The 17,075-nt window shown below is 71.9% G+C and carries 16 protein-coding genes; 9 read left to right on the top strand and 7 right to left on the bottom strand.

Translation table 11 applies throughout. From position 1 onward, the window contains the following. Positions 1-2 precede the first annotated feature (2 nt). On the top strand, positions 3-587 hold the full coding sequence (locus tag AYO52_RS04770) for a helix-turn-helix domain-containing protein (RefSeq protein WP_067713933.1): 585 nt from the start codon (positions 3-5) through the stop codon (positions 585-587). A gap of 100 nt (positions 588-687) precedes the next feature. Here AYO52_RS04770 and AYO52_RS04765 read toward each other — a convergent pair whose 3' ends face one another. Beyond that, positions 688-1,947, bottom strand: a complete 1,260-nt coding sequence (locus AYO52_RS04765) for a hypothetical protein (RefSeq protein ID WP_067713930.1) — start codon at positions 1,945-1,947, stop codon at positions 688-690. A gap of 166 nt (positions 1,948-2,113) precedes the next feature. On the opposite strand from AYO52_RS04765, the gene AYO52_RS04760 reads away from it, so the two are divergent. Genes AYO52_RS04760 through AYO52_RS04745 form a run of 4 tightly spaced genes read left to right on the top strand, consistent with a single transcriptional unit; the run spans position 2,114 to position 4,804 of the window. After that, complete coding sequence (locus AYO52_RS04760; protein ID WP_067713928.1) at positions 2,114-2,701, top strand: biotin transporter BioY; 588 nt, start codon at positions 2,114-2,116, stop codon at positions 2,699-2,701. Next, the gene (locus tag AYO52_RS04755) at positions 2,698-3,402 is read left to right on the top strand and encodes an energy-coupling factor ABC transporter ATP-binding protein (RefSeq protein WP_067713926.1); all 705 of its coding nucleotides are present in this window, start codon (positions 2,698-2,700) and stop codon (positions 3,400-3,402) included. Before AYO52_RS04760 ends, AYO52_RS04755 begins: the two co-directional genes overlap by 4 nt. After that, on the top strand, positions 3,403-4,002 hold the full coding sequence (locus tag AYO52_RS04750; RefSeq protein ID WP_067713923.1) for an energy-coupling factor transporter transmembrane protein EcfT: 600 nt from the start codon (positions 3,403-3,405) through the stop codon (positions 4,000-4,002). Positions 4,003-4,060: 58 nt separating this feature from the next. Beyond that, positions 4,061-4,804 (top strand): phosphodiesterase, encoded by a 744-nt coding sequence (locus AYO52_RS04745; protein WP_067713922.1) that lies wholly within the window; start codon positions 4,061-4,063, stop codon positions 4,802-4,804. A 6-nt stretch (positions 4,805-4,810) separates the two neighbouring features. Here the strand turns inward: AYO52_RS04745 and AYO52_RS04740 are convergent, their stop codons facing one another. From AYO52_RS04740 to AYO52_RS04720, 5 genes are read right to left on the bottom strand one after another with little or no spacing between them, the layout of a single operon-like run. Next, complete coding sequence (locus AYO52_RS04740) at positions 4,811-5,749, bottom strand: siderophore-interacting protein (protein ID WP_067713918.1); 939 nt, start codon at positions 5,747-5,749, stop codon at positions 4,811-4,813. Continuing rightward, entirely contained in the window at positions 5,746-6,627 is an 882-nt protein-coding gene (locus tag AYO52_RS04735) for an ABC transporter ATP-binding protein (protein WP_067713915.1), read from the bottom strand. Before AYO52_RS04735 ends, AYO52_RS04740 begins: the two co-directional genes overlap by 4 nt. Next, entirely contained in the window at positions 6,627-7,718 is a 1,092-nt protein-coding gene (locus AYO52_RS04730; protein ID WP_253701897.1) for an iron chelate uptake ABC transporter family permease subunit, read from the bottom strand. Before AYO52_RS04730 ends, AYO52_RS04735 begins: the two co-directional genes overlap by 1 nt. Next, complete coding sequence (locus AYO52_RS04725; RefSeq protein WP_067713912.1) at positions 7,715-8,851, bottom strand: iron ABC transporter permease; 1,137 nt, start codon at positions 8,849-8,851, stop codon at positions 7,715-7,717. The genes AYO52_RS04730 and AYO52_RS04725 overlap by 4 nt, the downstream gene beginning before the upstream one ends. Before the next feature lie 5 nt (positions 8,852-8,856). Beyond that, the gene (locus AYO52_RS04720) at positions 8,857-9,963 is read right to left on the bottom strand and encodes an iron-siderophore ABC transporter substrate-binding protein (RefSeq protein WP_067713909.1); all 1,107 of its coding nucleotides are present in this window, start codon (positions 9,961-9,963) and stop codon (positions 8,857-8,859) included. A 256-nt stretch (positions 9,964-10,219) separates the two neighbouring features. Here AYO52_RS04720 and AYO52_RS04715 point away from each other — a divergent pair, with 256 nt between their 5' ends. From AYO52_RS04715 to AYO52_RS04700, 4 genes are read left to right on the top strand one after another with little or no spacing between them, the layout of a single operon-like run. Then, a complete protein-coding gene (locus AYO52_RS04715) occupies positions 10,220-11,791 on the top strand; it encodes a pyridoxal-dependent decarboxylase (RefSeq protein WP_067713907.1) in 1,572 nt (523 codons plus the stop codon). Continuing rightward, positions 11,788-13,161 (top strand): lysine N(6)-hydroxylase/L-ornithine N(5)-oxygenase family protein, encoded by a 1,374-nt coding sequence (locus AYO52_RS04710; protein ID WP_067713904.1) that lies wholly within the window; start codon positions 11,788-11,790, stop codon positions 13,159-13,161. Before AYO52_RS04715 ends, AYO52_RS04710 begins: the two co-directional genes overlap by 4 nt. Further along, positions 13,158-15,743, top strand: coding sequence for a GNAT family N-acetyltransferase (locus AYO52_RS04705; protein WP_082923782.1), 2,586 nt, complete (start codon positions 13,158-13,160; stop codon positions 15,741-15,743). The genes AYO52_RS04710 and AYO52_RS04705 overlap by 4 nt, the downstream gene beginning before the upstream one ends. Continuing rightward, positions 15,740-16,126 (top strand): MmcQ/YjbR family DNA-binding protein, encoded by a 387-nt coding sequence (locus AYO52_RS04700; RefSeq protein ID WP_067713901.1) that lies wholly within the window; start codon positions 15,740-15,742, stop codon positions 16,124-16,126. Before AYO52_RS04705 ends, AYO52_RS04700 begins: the two co-directional genes overlap by 4 nt. Before the next feature lie 115 nt (positions 16,127-16,241). Here the strand turns inward: AYO52_RS04700 and AYO52_RS04695 are convergent, their stop codons facing one another. Further along, positions 16,242-16,760 (bottom strand): hypothetical protein, encoded by a 519-nt coding sequence (locus AYO52_RS04695; RefSeq protein WP_067713899.1) that lies wholly within the window; start codon positions 16,758-16,760, stop codon positions 16,242-16,244. Positions 16,761-17,075 lie beyond the last annotated feature (315 nt).

Here is a 17,075-nt window from a genome sequence, read left to right as displayed (position 1 = left end):
GCATGACCGATCCGACCGCCCGCACCCTCGACGCCGTGGGTTCGCGGCTGAGGGCCCTCCGGCAACGCCGCGACCTCACACTGACCGCCCTGGCGGAGTCCACCGGGATCTCCACCAGCACGCTGTCCCGACTCGAGTCCGGGCAGCGCCGACCCACCCTCGAACTACTGCTGCCGCTGGCGCGGGCGCACGGCGTCACCCTGGATCAGCTCGTCGACGCCCCGCCGACCGGTGACCCGCGGGTGACGCTGCAGCCGATCGCCACCGACCACGGCGCGACCGTGATCCCGTTGTCGCGCCGACCGGGCGGGATCCAGGCGTTCAAGTTCGTGCTCCCCACCGGCAGTGACGACGACGAGCCCCACCTCCACGTCCACGAGGGCTACGACTGGGTGTTCGTCCTGGACGGCAGGCTCCGACTGGTCCTCGGCGAGCACGATCTCGTCCTCACGCCGGGCGAGGCGGCCGAGTTCGACACCCGCACCCCGCACTGGTTCGGCGCCACGAGCGCCGGCCCGGTGGAGTTCCTCAGCCTGGTGGGTCGGCAGGGCGAGCGGGCGCACATCCGGGCGGCACCGGCCCGGTGATCTTCGCGACACGATGTCAGCATCGTGTCGGGCACGAGGGCGAGGGGCGGTTCCGAGCAGGCGAGCCGGTCGCCCTGCCGGGAGTTGTGATCGTCCTCCCCTACCGCCCCGGGACGACCGCCCACCCCGTGGTCATCTGACCGGCGAACTCCGGCAGACGCACCAGGATCCGGTTCTGCTCGGCACGGGGACGGAAACCCACGTCGAGATACCGCGGCGCCTCGTCGGGGCGGTCGCGGACGAGCGAGCGGTACGCCGGCACCAGGTCCTGTTCGATGTACTCCCACCGTGGTTCGCGGTCGGCCCAGTTGAAGGCAGGTAGCGGCGTGTGGGCGACCACCGGCTGACCGCCCACCTCCGCGCGGACCGAGAGTGGTCGGAACCGCCCCAGCGTGCGGGCGCCCGGGATGTCGGGCGCCCCGCCGACGGTGGTGATGTAGGTGAGCAACCGGCCGACGTCGCCGCGACCGGAGGCGGTGGCATCCCACTGGTCGGCGATGATCTGGTTCTGCTCCCGGGACGCCATCCGCAGCAGCGCCTCGGACAGGCCGTCGGGGGATCCCTCGTCGAGCATCCGCCAGGATTCCAGCGCATAGTCGTCGTACGCACCTCCCGCGGCGAGTTCCTCGACCGCGGGCAGGCCCCCCGCGGCGTAGGCCTCGTGCACCGGGATCATGTCCGTGAATATGTGCCGCTGCATGACGAGGAGTCGGTGCAGGTACCAGTCCACGTCGGGTTGCCGCAGTGTGGGGCCGACCGTGGCCAGCAGCCGGACGTCGCGCGGCATCTCGCGGGCCACCTCCCACGGCAGCCCGGCCATCGCTCCCCCGACCCCGAGCCCCGCCTCGTGCACCCCGGGAACGGTGAGCACCCCGCCGACGTCGTCGAGGTCCCAGAACCCGGCGGCGAACGACATCCCCGCGAGCCCGGCCATCCCGGCCCACCAGTACCCGTCGTGGGAGTTGTACAGGCGCAGGTAGTTGACGTACACCTTGTCGACCGTGTCGAGGTTAGCCGCCAACCCCCGGGCGGGTTCCCACAGCTCCAGGTCGATGTCGGCGTTCTCCGCCCCCACCGCCAACCAGTACTGGCGCGCCAGGGTCGAGTACCTCTCCGGAGCGACACGGGCCGCCCTCACGACGTCGAGCGCGGCCCGGAGTTCTGCCACGTCGGTGGTCATCCCGGTGGAGACGCCGCCCGCCATCTCGCCGTCGGCGTTGTCGGCCGGGACATCGAGGTAGACCGAATACGGCGTGGCACCGGCGGTCGTCGGCGAGTGGACAACGGACACCACCGTGAGCATGAGAGCGGCGAGCAGTGCGACGGTGAGGGCTCCGAGTCCGTCTCGTGCTCGACTCATGACGCACCGCCCCCCGCTCGCCCGACTGTGACCTGAGTCACTTTATGCGGCATCCCTCCGGCCGGCGACCGCTCGCGCCGGAGCCCGATGAGGCCATCCGCCGTGACACGCGCGACAATGGACCGGATCAGGCTGTCGAGCAGCACCCGCGGAGCCAAGGAGTCCAGTGAGCACCACCGTCGACCGGGCCCCGGCCCGTAGCGCCACCCGAGATCTCGCCCAGATCGCGGTGTTCGCCGCTCTCATCGTGGTGCTGGGCCTGCCCGGCCAGATCAGCATCGGTTCGGCGGGTGTGCCCATCACCCTGCAGACGCTCGGCGTGATGCTCGCCGGCTCACTGCTCGGCTGGCGCAAGGGCGCCCTGTCGGTGCTCGCGGTCATGGTCATCGGTCTCGCGCTGCCCGTCCTCGCGGGCGGCCGCACGACCCTGACCTCGCTGGCCGGCCCCACCGCGGGCTTCCTCATCGGCTGGATCCCGGCGGTGATCGTGATCGGGCTGCTCACCGCGTGGATCATGCCGCGCTACCGGCTCGTCCCGGGACTGCTCATCAACATCCTCGGCGGCATCGTCGTCATCTATGCCGTCGGGGTGGCCGGCATGCTGCTCCGCACCGAACTGACGCTCGGCGGTGCGATCGCCGCCAACACGGTGTTCCTGCCGGGTGACCTCGTCAAGGCGGTCGTCACGGCGATCGTCGCGACGCAGGTCCACAAGGCACGTCCCGGCCTGATCGCGCCGCTGCGCCGGAAGTGACCAGCACGGAGATCCGCTTCGACGGGGTCGGCCACGCCTACGGTGACCGGACCGTCCTCGCCGACGTCGACCTGACCCTCACCGAGCGACGCATCGGGATCGTCGGCGTCAACGGCGGCGGCAAGTCGACGCTCGCTCGGATGATCAACGGTCTCGTGGTCCCCACCACCGGGACGGTCACCGTCGACGGCCTCGACACCCGCCGCAAGGGCGCGGCGATCCGCCGCCGTGTGGGCTTCTGCTTCACCGATCCGGACACCCAGATCGTCATGCCGACCGTGGAGGAGGACGTCGACTTCTCGCTGCGCCGTTCGGGTCTGAACCGGGAGGAGCGACGACGACGAGTCGCGCAGGTGCTCGAGACCTACGGCCTGGCCGGCCATGCCGAACATCCGTGCCACCTCCTCTCCGGGGGCCAGAAGCAGTTGCTGGCCCTGGCTGCGGTGTTGGTGATCGAACCCGCCGTGGTGGTCGCCGACGAGCCCACGACCCTGCTCGATCTGCGTAACCGCGCACTGGTCGCCGAGACGTTCGCCGGGTTGCAGCAGCAGCTGGTGGTGGTGACGCACGACCTGGACCTCGTCGCCGACTTCGACCGCGTCCTGGTGGTGGACGGCGGCCGGGTCGTGATCGACGACGCCCCCGGCCCAGCGCTGGCGGGCTATCGGCGGATCGCCCTGGGTTCGGGGCCGGGGGCCTAGGTGTTCGCCACCTATCAACCGGGGAACTCGCTCCTGCACCGACTGCCGGCGGGGTGGAAGATCCTGCTGGTGTGCGTGCTCATCCTCGTCGCCACCCTGGCGATACGCGAGCCCTGGCACGTGCTGCCCGCCCTGGGGGTGACCGCGGTCCTCTACGCGATCGGACGGATCCGTCCGCGGGCGGCGTGGGACCAGGTCCGCCCGGTGCTGCCGATGCTCATCGCGATCCTGGTACTCCAGTGGATCGTCGCCGACCTCGACACCGCCCTCCGGGTCTGCGGCGCCCTGCTGGTCGCCATCACCGTGGCGGGCCTCGTCGCCTTGACCACGCGGGTCTCGGACATGCTCGACGCCGTCACGCGGGCCGCCCAGCCGCTGCGGCACGTCGGTGTCTCACCGGACCGGATCGCACTGGTGTTGGTACTGACCATCCGCGCCATCCCCCTGCTCGCGCGTCGGCTTCGCCAGGTCACCGAGGCCCGCAAGGCCCGCGGCCTGGGCATGTCGATCCGCGCGCTCGTGGTGCCGACCGTGCTCGGCGCGCTCACCACCGCCGACCAGTTGGGCGACGCGTTGGCCGCCCGGGGCGTGGACGACTGAACCCGACCGACGTTCGGATGCGGACGCCGTCCCCGGCACCGCTGCGTATCGTGGGGCCATGTCCCGACGCACCCGGAATGCCGGCCGCGACGACGCCGCAGCGAGCTCTCCAGCCGAGCCTTCTTCCCCCCGGTCCTCCGCTCTCGTGCCCACCACGACGGAGTCGAAGGAGGTCGCGCTGCGCTCGGCCCCCCTGTCCAGTCTGGCCGGGTCCGCGTTCGGCGCCGTGGCCGCGGTGGCGCGACTCGCGCGCCCGAAGGCGCTGCACCCCAAGGGTGTGATCGCCGAGGCCACGCTGAGCGTGACCGGGGTCGGTCGCACGGGGTCGTCCCTGCTGGACGTGACGGGCCGCTGGCCGGCGACGATCCGGTTCTCCCGCGCGGTGGGGCTGCCGGACGCGGTGCCCGACATCGGCGGGATGGCCGTCCGCATCCACGCCGAGAGGCCGGTGGACATCCTGCTGGCCAGCACCGGCACGGGCCCGCTGAGCCGGTACGTCCTCACCACGGGCTGGCGCACGATGGGCCGCACCATGACGTCCATGTTCCCGGTGCTCATCGCCGGTCGCCCGCTCCTCCTGGCCGCGATCCCCACCGGCGACGGCGGCACGTGGACCCTGCAGCACGCCACACCGCTCGGCAAGTGGAAGACGCTGGGCCGGATCACGGTGGACTCGTGGGAGGACGACGACGAGAACCTCCACTTCGATCCGATCGGGAACCGTCTGCCCGGGTCGCGCTACCCGAACGTCCTCAGGGCGCTGCGGGACCCGTCGTACCCGCCCGCCGACCGCGGCGCCTAGGGCCGATCAGCACTCCGCGGCGCCGCGCCGCCAGTACCCCATGAACGCCACGGCCTCCTTGGGCACCCCGGCGGCGTCCACGGCGAGGCGGCGCATGGCACGGACGAGCCCCGCCTCTCCCGCGAGGAACACGTACGGCTGGCCGGCGGAGACGGCGGTCGCCGGCTGCCACTCGCGCTCCGCGGGTCGGCGCCCACCCAGGACGGTCCGCACACACTCGTCGCCCAGGTCCAACACGCCCGCCAGCCGACGGGCCACCGCGGTGCCGGGCTCCCCCTCCCTCGGCAGCACCGTGACGAAGTCGGGAGCACTCTCTGCCAATGCCACGGCATCGCGGTGGGTGGGCACCTCAACGATGATCTGTACCCGACGCCGCGTCACCGAGCCGGCTGTGGCCCGTTCCGCGGCGAGTTCCTCGGCGATCGCCAGCAGCGCCGGCGCGGCGGTCTCGTCACCGGCGCACACGACACGCTCGGCGCGGCCGGGCGCCCAGGCCGCCCACGGCGCGTGCCCGCGCCCGGGTCCGGCGATGTGCACGGTGTCGCCCGGACGTACGGACCGCGCCCAGGCGGATCCCGGCCCCTCGTCGCCCCCGGGGTGGACAACCATGTCCACCGTCAGTGCGGGAACATGTTCTCCATCCAGTTCGACGGTGTCCGCGCGGCGGACGGTGTAGGTGCGCATCCAGCCGCGTTCGGCCTCGGGCAGTGCGAGCCAGTCGCGGATCGCGTCGGCGTCGGGGATCGCGCCGCCGCCGCCCGGCGGGGGCACGATGACCTTGATGTAGGCATCACGGACGGTGCCCGGGTCCACCACGTCGGCGGACCACCGCAGCAGGTCGGGCCCGGCCACCACGAGGCGGACGAACGACTCCCCCAGCGGGCGGGAGTCGATGACGCGGGTCTGCGAGACGACGATCGGTGCCTCTACGGCTACAGCGGTCATGTTGTCCCCTTCCGTCGTCCCCGTGGCAGCACCACGGGGTGGCCGGTGGCCGGATCGGTGATGATGTCGGCGTCCAGGTCGAACACGCGACGCAAGGTCTCCTGGGTGATCACCTGGTCTGGCGGGCCCGCGGCGACCACGCCGCCCTCGGCGACCGCCACCAGGTGATCGGCAACCCGTGCGGCCAGGCTGAGTTCGTGCAGCACCGCCACCACGGTGCGGCGGCCGGTGGCGTGGTCGCGGTGACCGGCGGGCAGCGGCAGGTCGCGTACGAGATCGAGGACGTCGAGCTGGTGCGCCAGGTCGAGGAAAGAACACGGTTCGTCGAGCAGGAGGGTTGGTGTGGCCTGGGCCAGCACGAGTGCGACCCAGACGCGTTGCCGTTGGCCGCCGGACAGCTCATCGACCCGCCGGTGGGCGAATTCGGCGGTGCCGGTCATCGCCAACGCCTCGGCCACGGCCGTGTCGTCGTCGTCGCCCCCTCCCCACCACCGACGGTGCGGGTGCCGGCCGCGCGCGACGAGCTCGGCCACGGTGAGACCCTCCGGCACCAGCGGGGACTGCGGCAGGAACGCCACGGACCGCGCGTGCTCGCGGGCACGGACCTCGGACAACAGATGGCCGTCGGTCTCGATCGACCCGGACAGCGGGCGCAGCTGACGCCCCAGGGCCCGCAGGATCGTGGACTTGCCACAGCCGTTGGCACCGATGAGCACGGTGGTCCGTCCGGCGGGGAGGTCCAGGTCGAGGTCGCGGATGACCGGGTCGGCACCGTAGCCCAGGGTCAGGCCGCGCAGGCGGAAGGCCGGTTCGGGTTCCGGGCCGAGGTCCATGGGCAGGGCCGGGGTCACGGACGCGACGGGCGCGGGGATGCTCATCAGGCCGCCTTTCTCGAACGCAGGAGGATCCACAGCATGGCGGGGGCGCCCAGTGCGCCGGTCACCACGCCGGTGGGCAGGTCGACCGTCCCCAACGCCTCTGAGGCCACGATGTCCGCGGCCACGACGATCGCGGCCCCGGTCAACGCGGCCGCCCCGATGCGCGGGCGTCCGCGGCCGAGCGCAGCGGCGACGGGAGTGGACAACAGGGCGACGAAGGCGAGCGGGCCGGCCACCGCCGTCGCGGCGGCGGCGAGCAGACTCCCCACCCCCAGAGCGGCAGCACGGGTGGGGACCGGGCGGGACCCGAGGCCGACGGCGAGCTCGGGCCCCAGCTCGGCGGGCCGGAGCGCGGCGTGCAGCCACATCCCCGGCGGGAGCAGGACCACCAGCGCGACGGCGAGCCAGGCGATGCGCTCCCCCGACGCTCCGGACAGCGACCCGACGGTCCACACGGCCGCTTCCTGGGCTCCGGTCAGCGGGAGCCGCGCGATGAGCTGGGTGACCACCGCGGTGCCGAGGGCGGCGACGGCCACACCGCCGAGCAGGAAGCGTTGGCCGACGATCCCGGTGCGCCGGCCGGCGGAGGCCGCCAGGACGATCGCGAGCGCGACCGCGGATCCCACCAACGCGGCGGGTACGACCCCCACGCCGCGCAGCCCCCACAGCGCCATCCCGGCCACGGCCCCGGCGGAGGCGCCGTGGGAGATCCCGAGGATGTCGGGGCTGGCCAGGGGATTGCCGAGGACGCGTCGGAACAGCGCGCCGGACGCGCCGAACGCCAGGCCGGCGAGCGCGCCGAGGACCGCACGCGGCAGCTTGTCCTCCATCACCACGAACGCGGCGCCGGGGATCGTCGCCCCGCCGAGGATGGCGATGAAGTCGGGGATGGTCACCGTGTAGCGACCCAGCAGCACGCGCACCGCCATCACCGTCACCAGGGCGACCGCGAGGCCGACGACGACGAGGGCCGCATGCCTGCGGCGGCGGGCCGACAGGTGGCGGACGACCCGCTCGGTCTCGGCGGGCTCGGTGTGGGTCGAGGAGCCGCTGGCGGGGCCGGCCGTTCGGTCGAGGACGTCGGGGCTCACGAGCCGCCCACCCCCCGGTTCGCGCGGAGCAGGGCGATGAGGAACGGCACACCGATCGCCACGGTCATCACCCCGACGGCGATCTCCCCGGGCGGGGCGACCACACGCCCGACCGTGTCCGCGAACAGCAGGACCACCGGCCCCACGATCACTGACAGGCCCAGGACGACGCGGTTGCCCACCCCCACCAGCCGCCGCAGCAGGTGCGGCACGAGCAGTCCGAGGAAGGCGATGGGGCCGGCGAGCGCGGTGGCGACCCCGGACAGGATCACCACACCTGCCAGGACGACGGCGCGCCCGACGACGGGTCCCACTCCCAGCCCGCGGGCCAGGTCGTCGCCGAGCGCGAGGGCGTCGAGGGTGGCCGCGCCGGCCAGGACGAGGACGAGCCCCAGCAGGATGAACGGCGCGGCGGCACCGATCTCGGGTGCGGACGCGCGGGCCACCGAGCCCAGGCCCCAGAAGCGGAACCGGTCCAGGACTCCGGGAAGGGCGATGACCAGCGAGGAGGTCACCGCGGTACACCCCGCGGTGACGGCGGCCCCGGCGAGGACGAGTCCGGTGCCGGAGTCGGCGCCGAGTCGACCGGCGCCGACCACCACCATGCCCGCGGCCAGGGAGCCGGCGACCGCGAACAACGCGACGGCGGACGGGCCGGCGGCCGGCGCGAGGGCCAGCCCCAGCACCACGCCGAGCGCGGCGCCGGCGGTCAGCCCGAGCAGGCCCGGGTCGCCGAGCGGATTGCGGGTGGCGCCCTGGAGCCCGGCGCCCGCCACCGCGAGCGCGGCGCCCACGAGGATCGCGGTGATCGTGCGGGGAACCCGGGCGGCCACCACCACCTCGTCCATCCCGGTGCCCGACCCGGGGGCGAGGGTGGCCGTGAGGTCACCGGCGAACACCTGCGACGGGAGCGCCGCCAACACCGACCACACCACCGCCGGGTCGACGGATCGCGCTCCCACGAACAGCGAGAGTGCCACGCCCGCGACGAGCAACGTCGACGAGGCCACCGTGCCGATCACGACACGGTGGCGCCGCTGCACGGTCGGTACCGCCGGCACCGCCGACCCGCCCGCCGACCCACCCGCCGTGAGGGCGGGCGGGTCGGCGGTGCTCGTCGCGGGGCTGGTCACGCTTCTCAGGCCTGCTCTGCCGCCGCGATGATGTCGGGCACGACGTTCTCCAGCGCCCACGGCAGGCTCAGCGGCGAGGAGGCGGAGATCGAGAGGACCTGCTGCTCGTCGGTCTGGACGACCATCCGCCCGGCCTCGACCGCGGGGATGCGCCCGAGCAGCGGGTCGGACTCGATGGCCTCGCGGACCTCCGGGGAGGTGGCGTAGGTGACGAGGATGTCGGACACCAGCTCGTCGGCGCGCTCGGGCGACCAGGTCACCGCGAACTCCTCGGGCGAGCCGCTCGAGGCCTCGGCGACGACCGGCGCCTGGACCATCCCGAGCTGCTCGAGGAAGCGGGGGCGGTTGTCGACGTCGGTGAACGCGTAGATCTTCTCCGCCGCGTCGGGGTCGACGGTGCCGTAGATGAAGGTCGTGTCGCGGATTCCCGGGTTGTCCGAGGCGACCTGATCGATCTGCCCCTCGATGTCCGTGATGAGCTCCTCGGCGGCCTCGGAACGGCCGAGGGCCTCGCCGATCAGCCGGGTCGAGTCCTGCCAGGCGGTGCCGAACGCGACATCGCCCTCCGGCATCGCGATGGTGGGGGCGATCTTCGAGAGGGTCTCGTACTCCTCTGCGGTCATCCCGGAGTAGACACCCAGGATGAGGTCCGGCTCAAGGGCCGCGATCGCCTCGGTGTTGATTCCGTCGGTCTCGGAGTACAGCGTCGGCATGTCACCGCCGACCTCCTCCAGTTCCGCGTCGAACCAGTCCGTGGACCCGTTCGCGTTGGCGCCAAACGAGTTGCGGGGCATCCCCACCGGAACCACACCCAACGCCAGGGAGACGTCGGCGTTGACCCAGGAGATGGTGGCCACTCGCTGGGGCGCCTCCGGGATCTCGGTCTCGCCGTAGGCGTGCGAGAGGGTGCGGGGGAACTCGCCCTGCCGCTCGACCCCGCCTCCCGCGCCGGCGTCCCCGCCGCCGTCGACGGCGCCGGTCGAGCACCCGGCCAGCACGGCCAGGAGCGCCACGAAGGCCGCGAGGGCCACGAGGACCGCCCGGGCCCGCGGACGTGCCGGATCGTCGGGTCCGTCGAGCGTCAGCCGGGATCGTGCAGCGGGTGCGGTCATGGGGTCTCCATCTGGTGTGGAACGTCGCCTGGTTGGTAACCGATCCGGGGTCGTCGAGGGTGCGGCCGACTTAGGCATGGCTTACCTTGGTAGGCGTCACGGTAACGGGATCCGCCCCCCGAACACAACAGCTACGGGAAAGATTTCCACTTCACCTGTCCCACAACGTGATTCATCTCACTCTACTGTTGTTTAGGTAAGCCTACCCTGCATAGCGTTCGGCCGTACCACTGTCCCCGAGTAGGTCGGAGTACCCGTGAACGATCCATTGTTGGGCAGCCGGAACCGGGAGGCCCACGCCGCCGCCCTGGCTGCCGCGACCGCCGAGGTGAGCCGGTATCTCGACGGTCGGACCACGCCGCGCTCATCCGCGTCGCCGTCGACGCTGGCAGCGCAGACCGCCGCCGTCGATCTCGCGGCGCCGCTGGGCACGCTGGACAGGGCACTCGAGGAGGTCCGGGGTCTCTACCTCGACCACGCGGTGGGCTACCACCACCCGCGCTACCTCGCCCACCTCAACTGCCCGATCACCATCCCGGCGGTCGCCGCCGAGGCACTCGCGACGTCGGTCAATACGGCTGTGGAGACCTGGGATCAGGGCACGTCGGCGTGTCTGATCGAACAGAAGCTCATCGACTGGGTCACCGGTCTCATCGGTTTCGACGCCAGTGATCTCAACGCCAGTGCTTTCGACGCCAGTGATCTCGACGCCACCCCCCGCCCGGACGGCGTCTTCACCACCGGCGGTACCGCCTCCAACCTGCAGGGCCTGTTCACCGCCCGCGAGGACCGCCTCGCCCGACCGGCCCCCGGGCGCCGGGGGGCGGAGCGGGACACGGACCGCGGCGCCCGACTGACCCGCCTGCGCATCGTCACCGGCGAACACGCCCACCTCAGCGTGGTCAAGGCGGCCCGCCTGCTGGGTCTCTCGCCGGATGCGGTCATCGCCCTGCCCGGTGACGGCGACCGGATGGACCCCGCGACCCTCGACCGCACCCTGTCCGCGCTGGCCGACGCCGGGGACGAGGTCGCGGCCGTCGTCGCGCTCGCCGGTACGACCGACCACGGCGCGATCGACCCGCTGCGGGCGGTCGGTGGCATCTGCCGCCGCCACGACGTCTGGCTACACGTGGATGCCGCCTACGGCGGCGGGCTCTTGGTCTCCCCGACGCGCCGGGACCTGCTCGACGGGATCGGGCTCGCCGACTCGGTGACCGTGGACTTCCACAAGACGTTCTTTCTGCCGGTGGCCGCCTCGGCGCTGCTGCTGCGCGACGGTTCGGGCTTCCGCCACTCCACCGTGAGCGCCGACTACCTCAACCCCGCCGACGGCGACGACCACGCCGTGGACAAGTCCCTGCAGACCACCCGCCGTTTCGACGCCCTCAAACTGTGGATGACGCTCCGCGTGCTGGGCGCTGACGGCATCGGCCGTCTACTCGACGAGGCGATCGACGTGGCCGCCCGGATCGGCCGGACGATCGAGGCCGACCCGGAACTCGAGTTGGTGCGGCGCCCGGCGCTGTCGACGGTGCTCTTCCGGCCCCGGCCCGCGGTGACCGCGCCCGACCGTCCCGTCACCGACAGCGCACTCACTGACGACGAGGCCGACGCCCTCGTGCGCCCCGTCCGCGACGCGCTGTTCGCGGAGGGTCGTTCGCTCGTCGCGTCGACGGTCGTGGACGGCCGGCCCTGTCTCAAGCTGACGGTTCTCGATCCGAACCTCGGAGACGAGGACGTGGCCGTCGTGCTGACGGACGTCCGCGACGCCGCTCGCTACCTCGCCGAGGGGATACGTGAGGCCACGACCGCGGGGGTGCTGACGTGAGCACTGACCTGAGCACCTCCCGCGTGCACGACCTGCTCGGCGTCGGTATCGGCCCGTTCAACCTGGGCCTGGCGTGCCTGGCCGAGCCGCTGGGTCTGGACGCGGTGTTCCTCGATTCCCGCGACGGCTTCGCCTGGCACCACGGACTCATGTTCGACGACGCGACCATCCAGGTGCCGTTCCTCGCCGACCTGGTCACGTTGGCGGACCCGACCTCGCCGTATTCGTTCCTCGCCTACCTCAAGCAGGTCGGGCGTCTGTACCCGTTCTACATCCGTGAGAATTTCCAGCCGCTGCGCGCCGAATACGACGCCTACTGCCGGTGGGCTGCCGAGCGGGTGCGCGGCCTGCGCTGGGGGCGGGAGGTCGTCGACGTCCGACGGGAGGACCAGGGACGAGAGGGACCGGGCGACGACGACGAGGCCCCCGTCTACCGTGTCACCGCCCTCACCCGCGAGGGCACCGAGACCTATCGCGCCCGCCACCTGGTGCTGGGGATCGGCACGACCCCGTGGTCGCCGATCGACACGGGACTGCTCGACGGTGGCGGCACGGTGGCTCTCCACGCCTCCGACTACCTGCACCGGCGGGAGGACCTGCTCTCGCTGGGGTCGGTGACCGTGGTGGGCAGTGGCCAATCGGCCGCGGAGATCTACCACGACCTGCTCTCCGCCGCCGCCGGCGACGGGCCGCGCGTCGACTGGCTGACGCGCTCGCCGCGGTTCTTCCCGATGGAGTACACCAAGCTCACACTCGAGATGACCTCGCCCGAGTACATCGACCATTTCCACGACCTGCCCCCGGACCAGCGCGACCGGATGCTGCGCGAGCAGCGTTCGTTGTACAAGGGCATCGACGCCGAGTTGATCAACCAGATCCATGATCTGCTCTACCGCCGTTCGGTCCAGGGCCTGGACACCGGGCTGCTGGCCGCCGCCACGGCCCTCGACCGTGCCCGCCGGGAGGCCGGCCCCGCCACCGCCACCGCCTCTGCCCTGCGCCTGGACCTGCACTGCACCGACACCGGCAGGAAGTGGACCCATCACACGGAGGGACTCGTCCTCGCGACGGGTTACTCCCCCACGCCGCCGCGGTTCCTCGACGGGATCGCCGAAGAGATCGACAGGGACGGCCGCGGGCGCTACCGGGTGGCCCGTGATCACACCGTCGACCGCGCACACTCCTTCATTCATGTCCAGAACGCGGAGGAACACACCCACGGGCTCACCGCCCCGGACCTGGGCATGGGAGCGATGCGCAACAGCATCATCCTGCGCGGGATCTGCGGCCGCGAGGTCTACCCGATCGAGTCGTCGATCGCGTTCCAGCAGTTCGGCGCCCCGACCGCCCGGCACCAGGAGGCACGATGAACACCAGCACCGTCCTCACCAGCACCGTCCACACGCCAGCCGGGTTGGTCACCCTGGAACCACTGGCCCTCGACCACGACACCGTCCGCACCCTGCACGCGTGGCTCGACCATCCCGCTTCCGCCTACTGGGGTATGCGGGGTACCACCCCGGCGCAGGTCGAGGAGTTCCTCACCGACTGGTCGGCGAGTCCGCACCGGTCGGTGCACATGGTGCGCATCGACGGTCTACGTGTGGGCCTGTCCGTGTTCTACGACCCGGCCGTCGTCGAACTCGACGGCCGGTACCCGCACGAACCGGGCGACCTCGGGATGCACCTGCTCGTCGCGCCCACCCGCACACCGGTCCCCGGCACCTCCGCGGCCGTGATGGGTGCCATCTGCTCGACCGCGTTCGAGGGTCCGCTGTTCGGCGCCCCGGCCCGCCGGGTGGTGGTCGAGCCCGACATCCGGAACACCGCCGTGCACCGGCTCAACGCCCGCGCCGGCTTCCTCGAGGATGGCCCCATCGACCTGCCCGACAAGACGGCACTGCTCTCCATCTGTCGTGCCGAGGCGTTCCGCGAGTCGGAGATCGGCCGGACGTCGATGCCGGTCTCGTCGTCGTCACCCCCGGTCACACCGCCACCCCACGCCCACCTCACCGGTCACGCCATGCGCCGCGCGCACCGCCACCTCTGCGCCAAGGCGCTGGCCGAGTTCTCCCACGAGCGGCTCCTCGCGCCCACCCGCTCAACTCACACCGACGTCGGCCCGGACACCTACGAAGTGCGCGCCGGCGGCGAACGGTGGACGTTCCGCGCGCGGGTGCTGCCGTTGGAGCACTGGGCGATCGACGAGGCCTCGCTGCGCCGCGAGGTCGACGGTGTCCCGGCCGAGCCGGACGCGCAGGAGCTGATCCTCACCCTCGCGCCGTACCTGGGGATCCCCGGGTCGCTCGTGGGGACCTACCTGGAGGAGATCGCGGCCACGCTCGGCTCGGCGGCGTTCTGCCTGCATCACCGCGATCGCCCCGCGCAGCAACTCGCGGAGGCTGGCCTGCAGGAGGTCGAGGGCGCGATGACCGAGGGGCACCCCGGGTTCGTCGCCAACAACGGCCGCGTGGGCCTGGGGCTGTCCGACCGTCACCGTTACACGCCCGAGGCCCCGTCGAACGTCCGGCTGGTGTGGCTGGCAGTCCGCCGCGGCCTGAGCCACCTGGCCACCGTCACGGGCCTCGACGAGCGCGAACACTACGCGCGCGAGTTCGGCACCGATGCCCTCGTACGGTGCGACGACCGGCTGCGCTCACTGGGCCTCGACCCCGCCGACTACCGCATCCTGCCCGTGCACCCCTGGCAGTGGCAGCACTCGATCGCGGTGGCGTTCGCCCCCGATCTCGCTCGCCGCGACCTGGTCCACCTGGGCGAATCCGACAGTGAGTACCGGCCACAGCAGTCCGTTCGCACCTTCTTCGACGTCACCCACCCCGAGCGCGGCTACGTCAAGACCGCCCTCGCCGTGCAGAACATGGGGTTCACCCGCGGCCTGTCGCCGGAGTACATGCGCGACACCCCGGCCGTCAACGACTGGGTGGCCGGGGTCGTCGCCTCTGATCCGGTGTTGCGCGCGCTGGATTTCCAGATCCTTCGCGAGGTCGCCGCCGTGGGATACACCGGCGACGCCTACCACCGGGCGGCCGCGGCCGGGATCTCGGACGAGGGGCCGCACACCAAGATGATCGCGGCCCTGTGGCGCGAGAGCCCCGTTTCGCGGCTGGCCCCCGGAGAACGTGCCGTCACGCTGGCCTCGATGCTGCACGTGGACCTGCACGGGCGGTCCCTCGCCGTCGAACACCTCGAGCGGTCGGGCCTGGACGCCCGCACCTGGCTCCGGGCGCTGCTCGACGCCTACGTGCTGCCCGTCGCGAGGTGCCTGCTCGTGCACGGGCTGGTCTTCATGCCGCACGGTGAGAACGTGATCGTGGTGATGGGCCCCGACCACACCGTGCGCCGGGCGCTGTTCAAGGACATCGGCGAGGAGGTCGCCGTGGTGCGTGACCGGCCTCTGCCCTCTGGGCTCGAGCGGATCCGCCACGTGGTGGACGCGGAGACAGCCGCACTGAGCGTCCACACCGACGTCATGGACGGGGTGCTGCGCCGCCTCGCCTCGATCCTCGACGTCGCCGGGGTGCTCGAGGCGGATCAGTTCTGGGACGAGACGCGGCAGCGCCTGGAGACCCTGGCTCCCGGCGGCGGTCGCGGCGGCGAGGGTCGCGGCGGCGAGGGGAACAACGGCGAGGACCACGACGGCGGGGACTACGACGGCCGGGTGCACGACGGCGAGGTGCATCGTCCCACCTGGGAGGCGCTGTTCGCTCCGCGGTTCAAGCACTCGTGCCTCAACCGCCTGCAGTTGCGTAATACGCGGCAGATGGTCGACCTGACCGATCAGGCCGGGTCATTGCAGTTCGCGGGGACGCTCGCCAACCCGCTCATCACCCGGCCGGGCCGGGACGACGACACGCCGGGCGACCCGCAGCGTCCCGCCCGCCCGGGCGCAGAGCCGGGCGCGGAGCCGGCGACGGTAGCGTCGACGGCATGAACGGACGGGAACTCCAGAAGTGCGCGGCGATGCGCGCCCGCGAACTGCCCGCGTCGACTCTGGAGTTCCCGTTCGGGCCGGACTTCGATGTGTTCAAGGTCCGCGGGAAGATGTTCATGTTCCACGCGGTCGTCAACGGCGAGCGTCAGGTGATCCTCAAGGCACTGCCGTCGGACTCGATGGCCCTGCGCGATGCGCACGCCGACATCACGCCCGGGTACCACATGAACAAGCGACATTGGATCTCGCTGCACCCCGGCGGCACGCTGACCGCGGACATGGTTTCCGAGCTGGTCACCGAGTCCTACCGACTCGTGGTGTCGGGCCTACCCCTGGCGCAGCAGCCCATCGAACCGCACGCCTTCGGGCGCCAGCAGCGTTAGGTAGGCCGACGCCCACCACCCGGATCGACCCCGCCCCTTAGCCAGGGCCTTGGGGTTGGAGTCCGGGCGCGGGGCGCGGGGCGCCGGGCCCCGGGCGCGGGGCGCGGAAGCCGCCTCAGTTCTCCGGAGTCAGCGCGGCCTCGGAGACAGAACCCAGTCGATCACCCACGGACCCCTCCACCGACTCGGTGGCGGACCCGGTGTCAATCTGATCCTCGAGCGACGCGCCGACCAGCGGCACACCGGACACCACCGCGCCGACGGAACCCTGGACGTCTCCCTCGAGCAGCGCATCCGCCGACTCGGCGACCGGGTTGAGGACCATGCAGATGACTCCCACCGGAACCTGCAACGGCACGCCCATCAGGTTGGCGGCAGCGTCGGCCGCCGAACCGAGATTGCACACGAGGGTGGCGGTGGAACCCAGCGGTCCGGAGGCGTAACCGGGCAGAGAACCTGTAACGGAACCGGGCAGCAGCTCGCCAGCCTCGCCGAGATAGCCCCCCTCGGTCTCCGATGCTCCCGGGAGGGAGTCGGAGCCGGTGGCTTCCGAAGTCTGGGCGGCGGCGGCCCCCGTAGAGAAGACGAGGAGCGCGGCGGCCACGGCTCCGGCACGGGTGATGGTCTTGGTCATGGAACGCCTCCGAGTTTGGGTCTACGGGGCATCCACCCCAAGCAATCAAGAAGAGTGGATCATACATTTCGCTGAAATGGGCGATCGGTGATTGCAAATCAATAGGTAGGCCAGCAGCGGAAAAAACCCTTGCCTGTTCGAATGCGTGTGCGTATCGTAGAACACAGATTCGATACCAACCAGACGGTCAGGGGGTGGGGCACATGGGCGGAAACGCAGACGCCGCGACCGGTGGCCCGTCCCCATCCCCGTCCGGTGGCCCCTCCTCGTCCGGTGGCCCGTCCCCGTCCGGTGGCGGCTCCGGTTCCGCGGCGC

Source organism: Dietzia sp. 111N12-1, assembly GCF_001658045.1.
Lineage (GTDB): Bacteria > Actinomycetota > Actinomycetes > Mycobacteriales > Mycobacteriaceae > Dietzia > Dietzia kunjamensis.
This window is presented reverse-complemented; position numbering and strand designations above follow the sequence as displayed.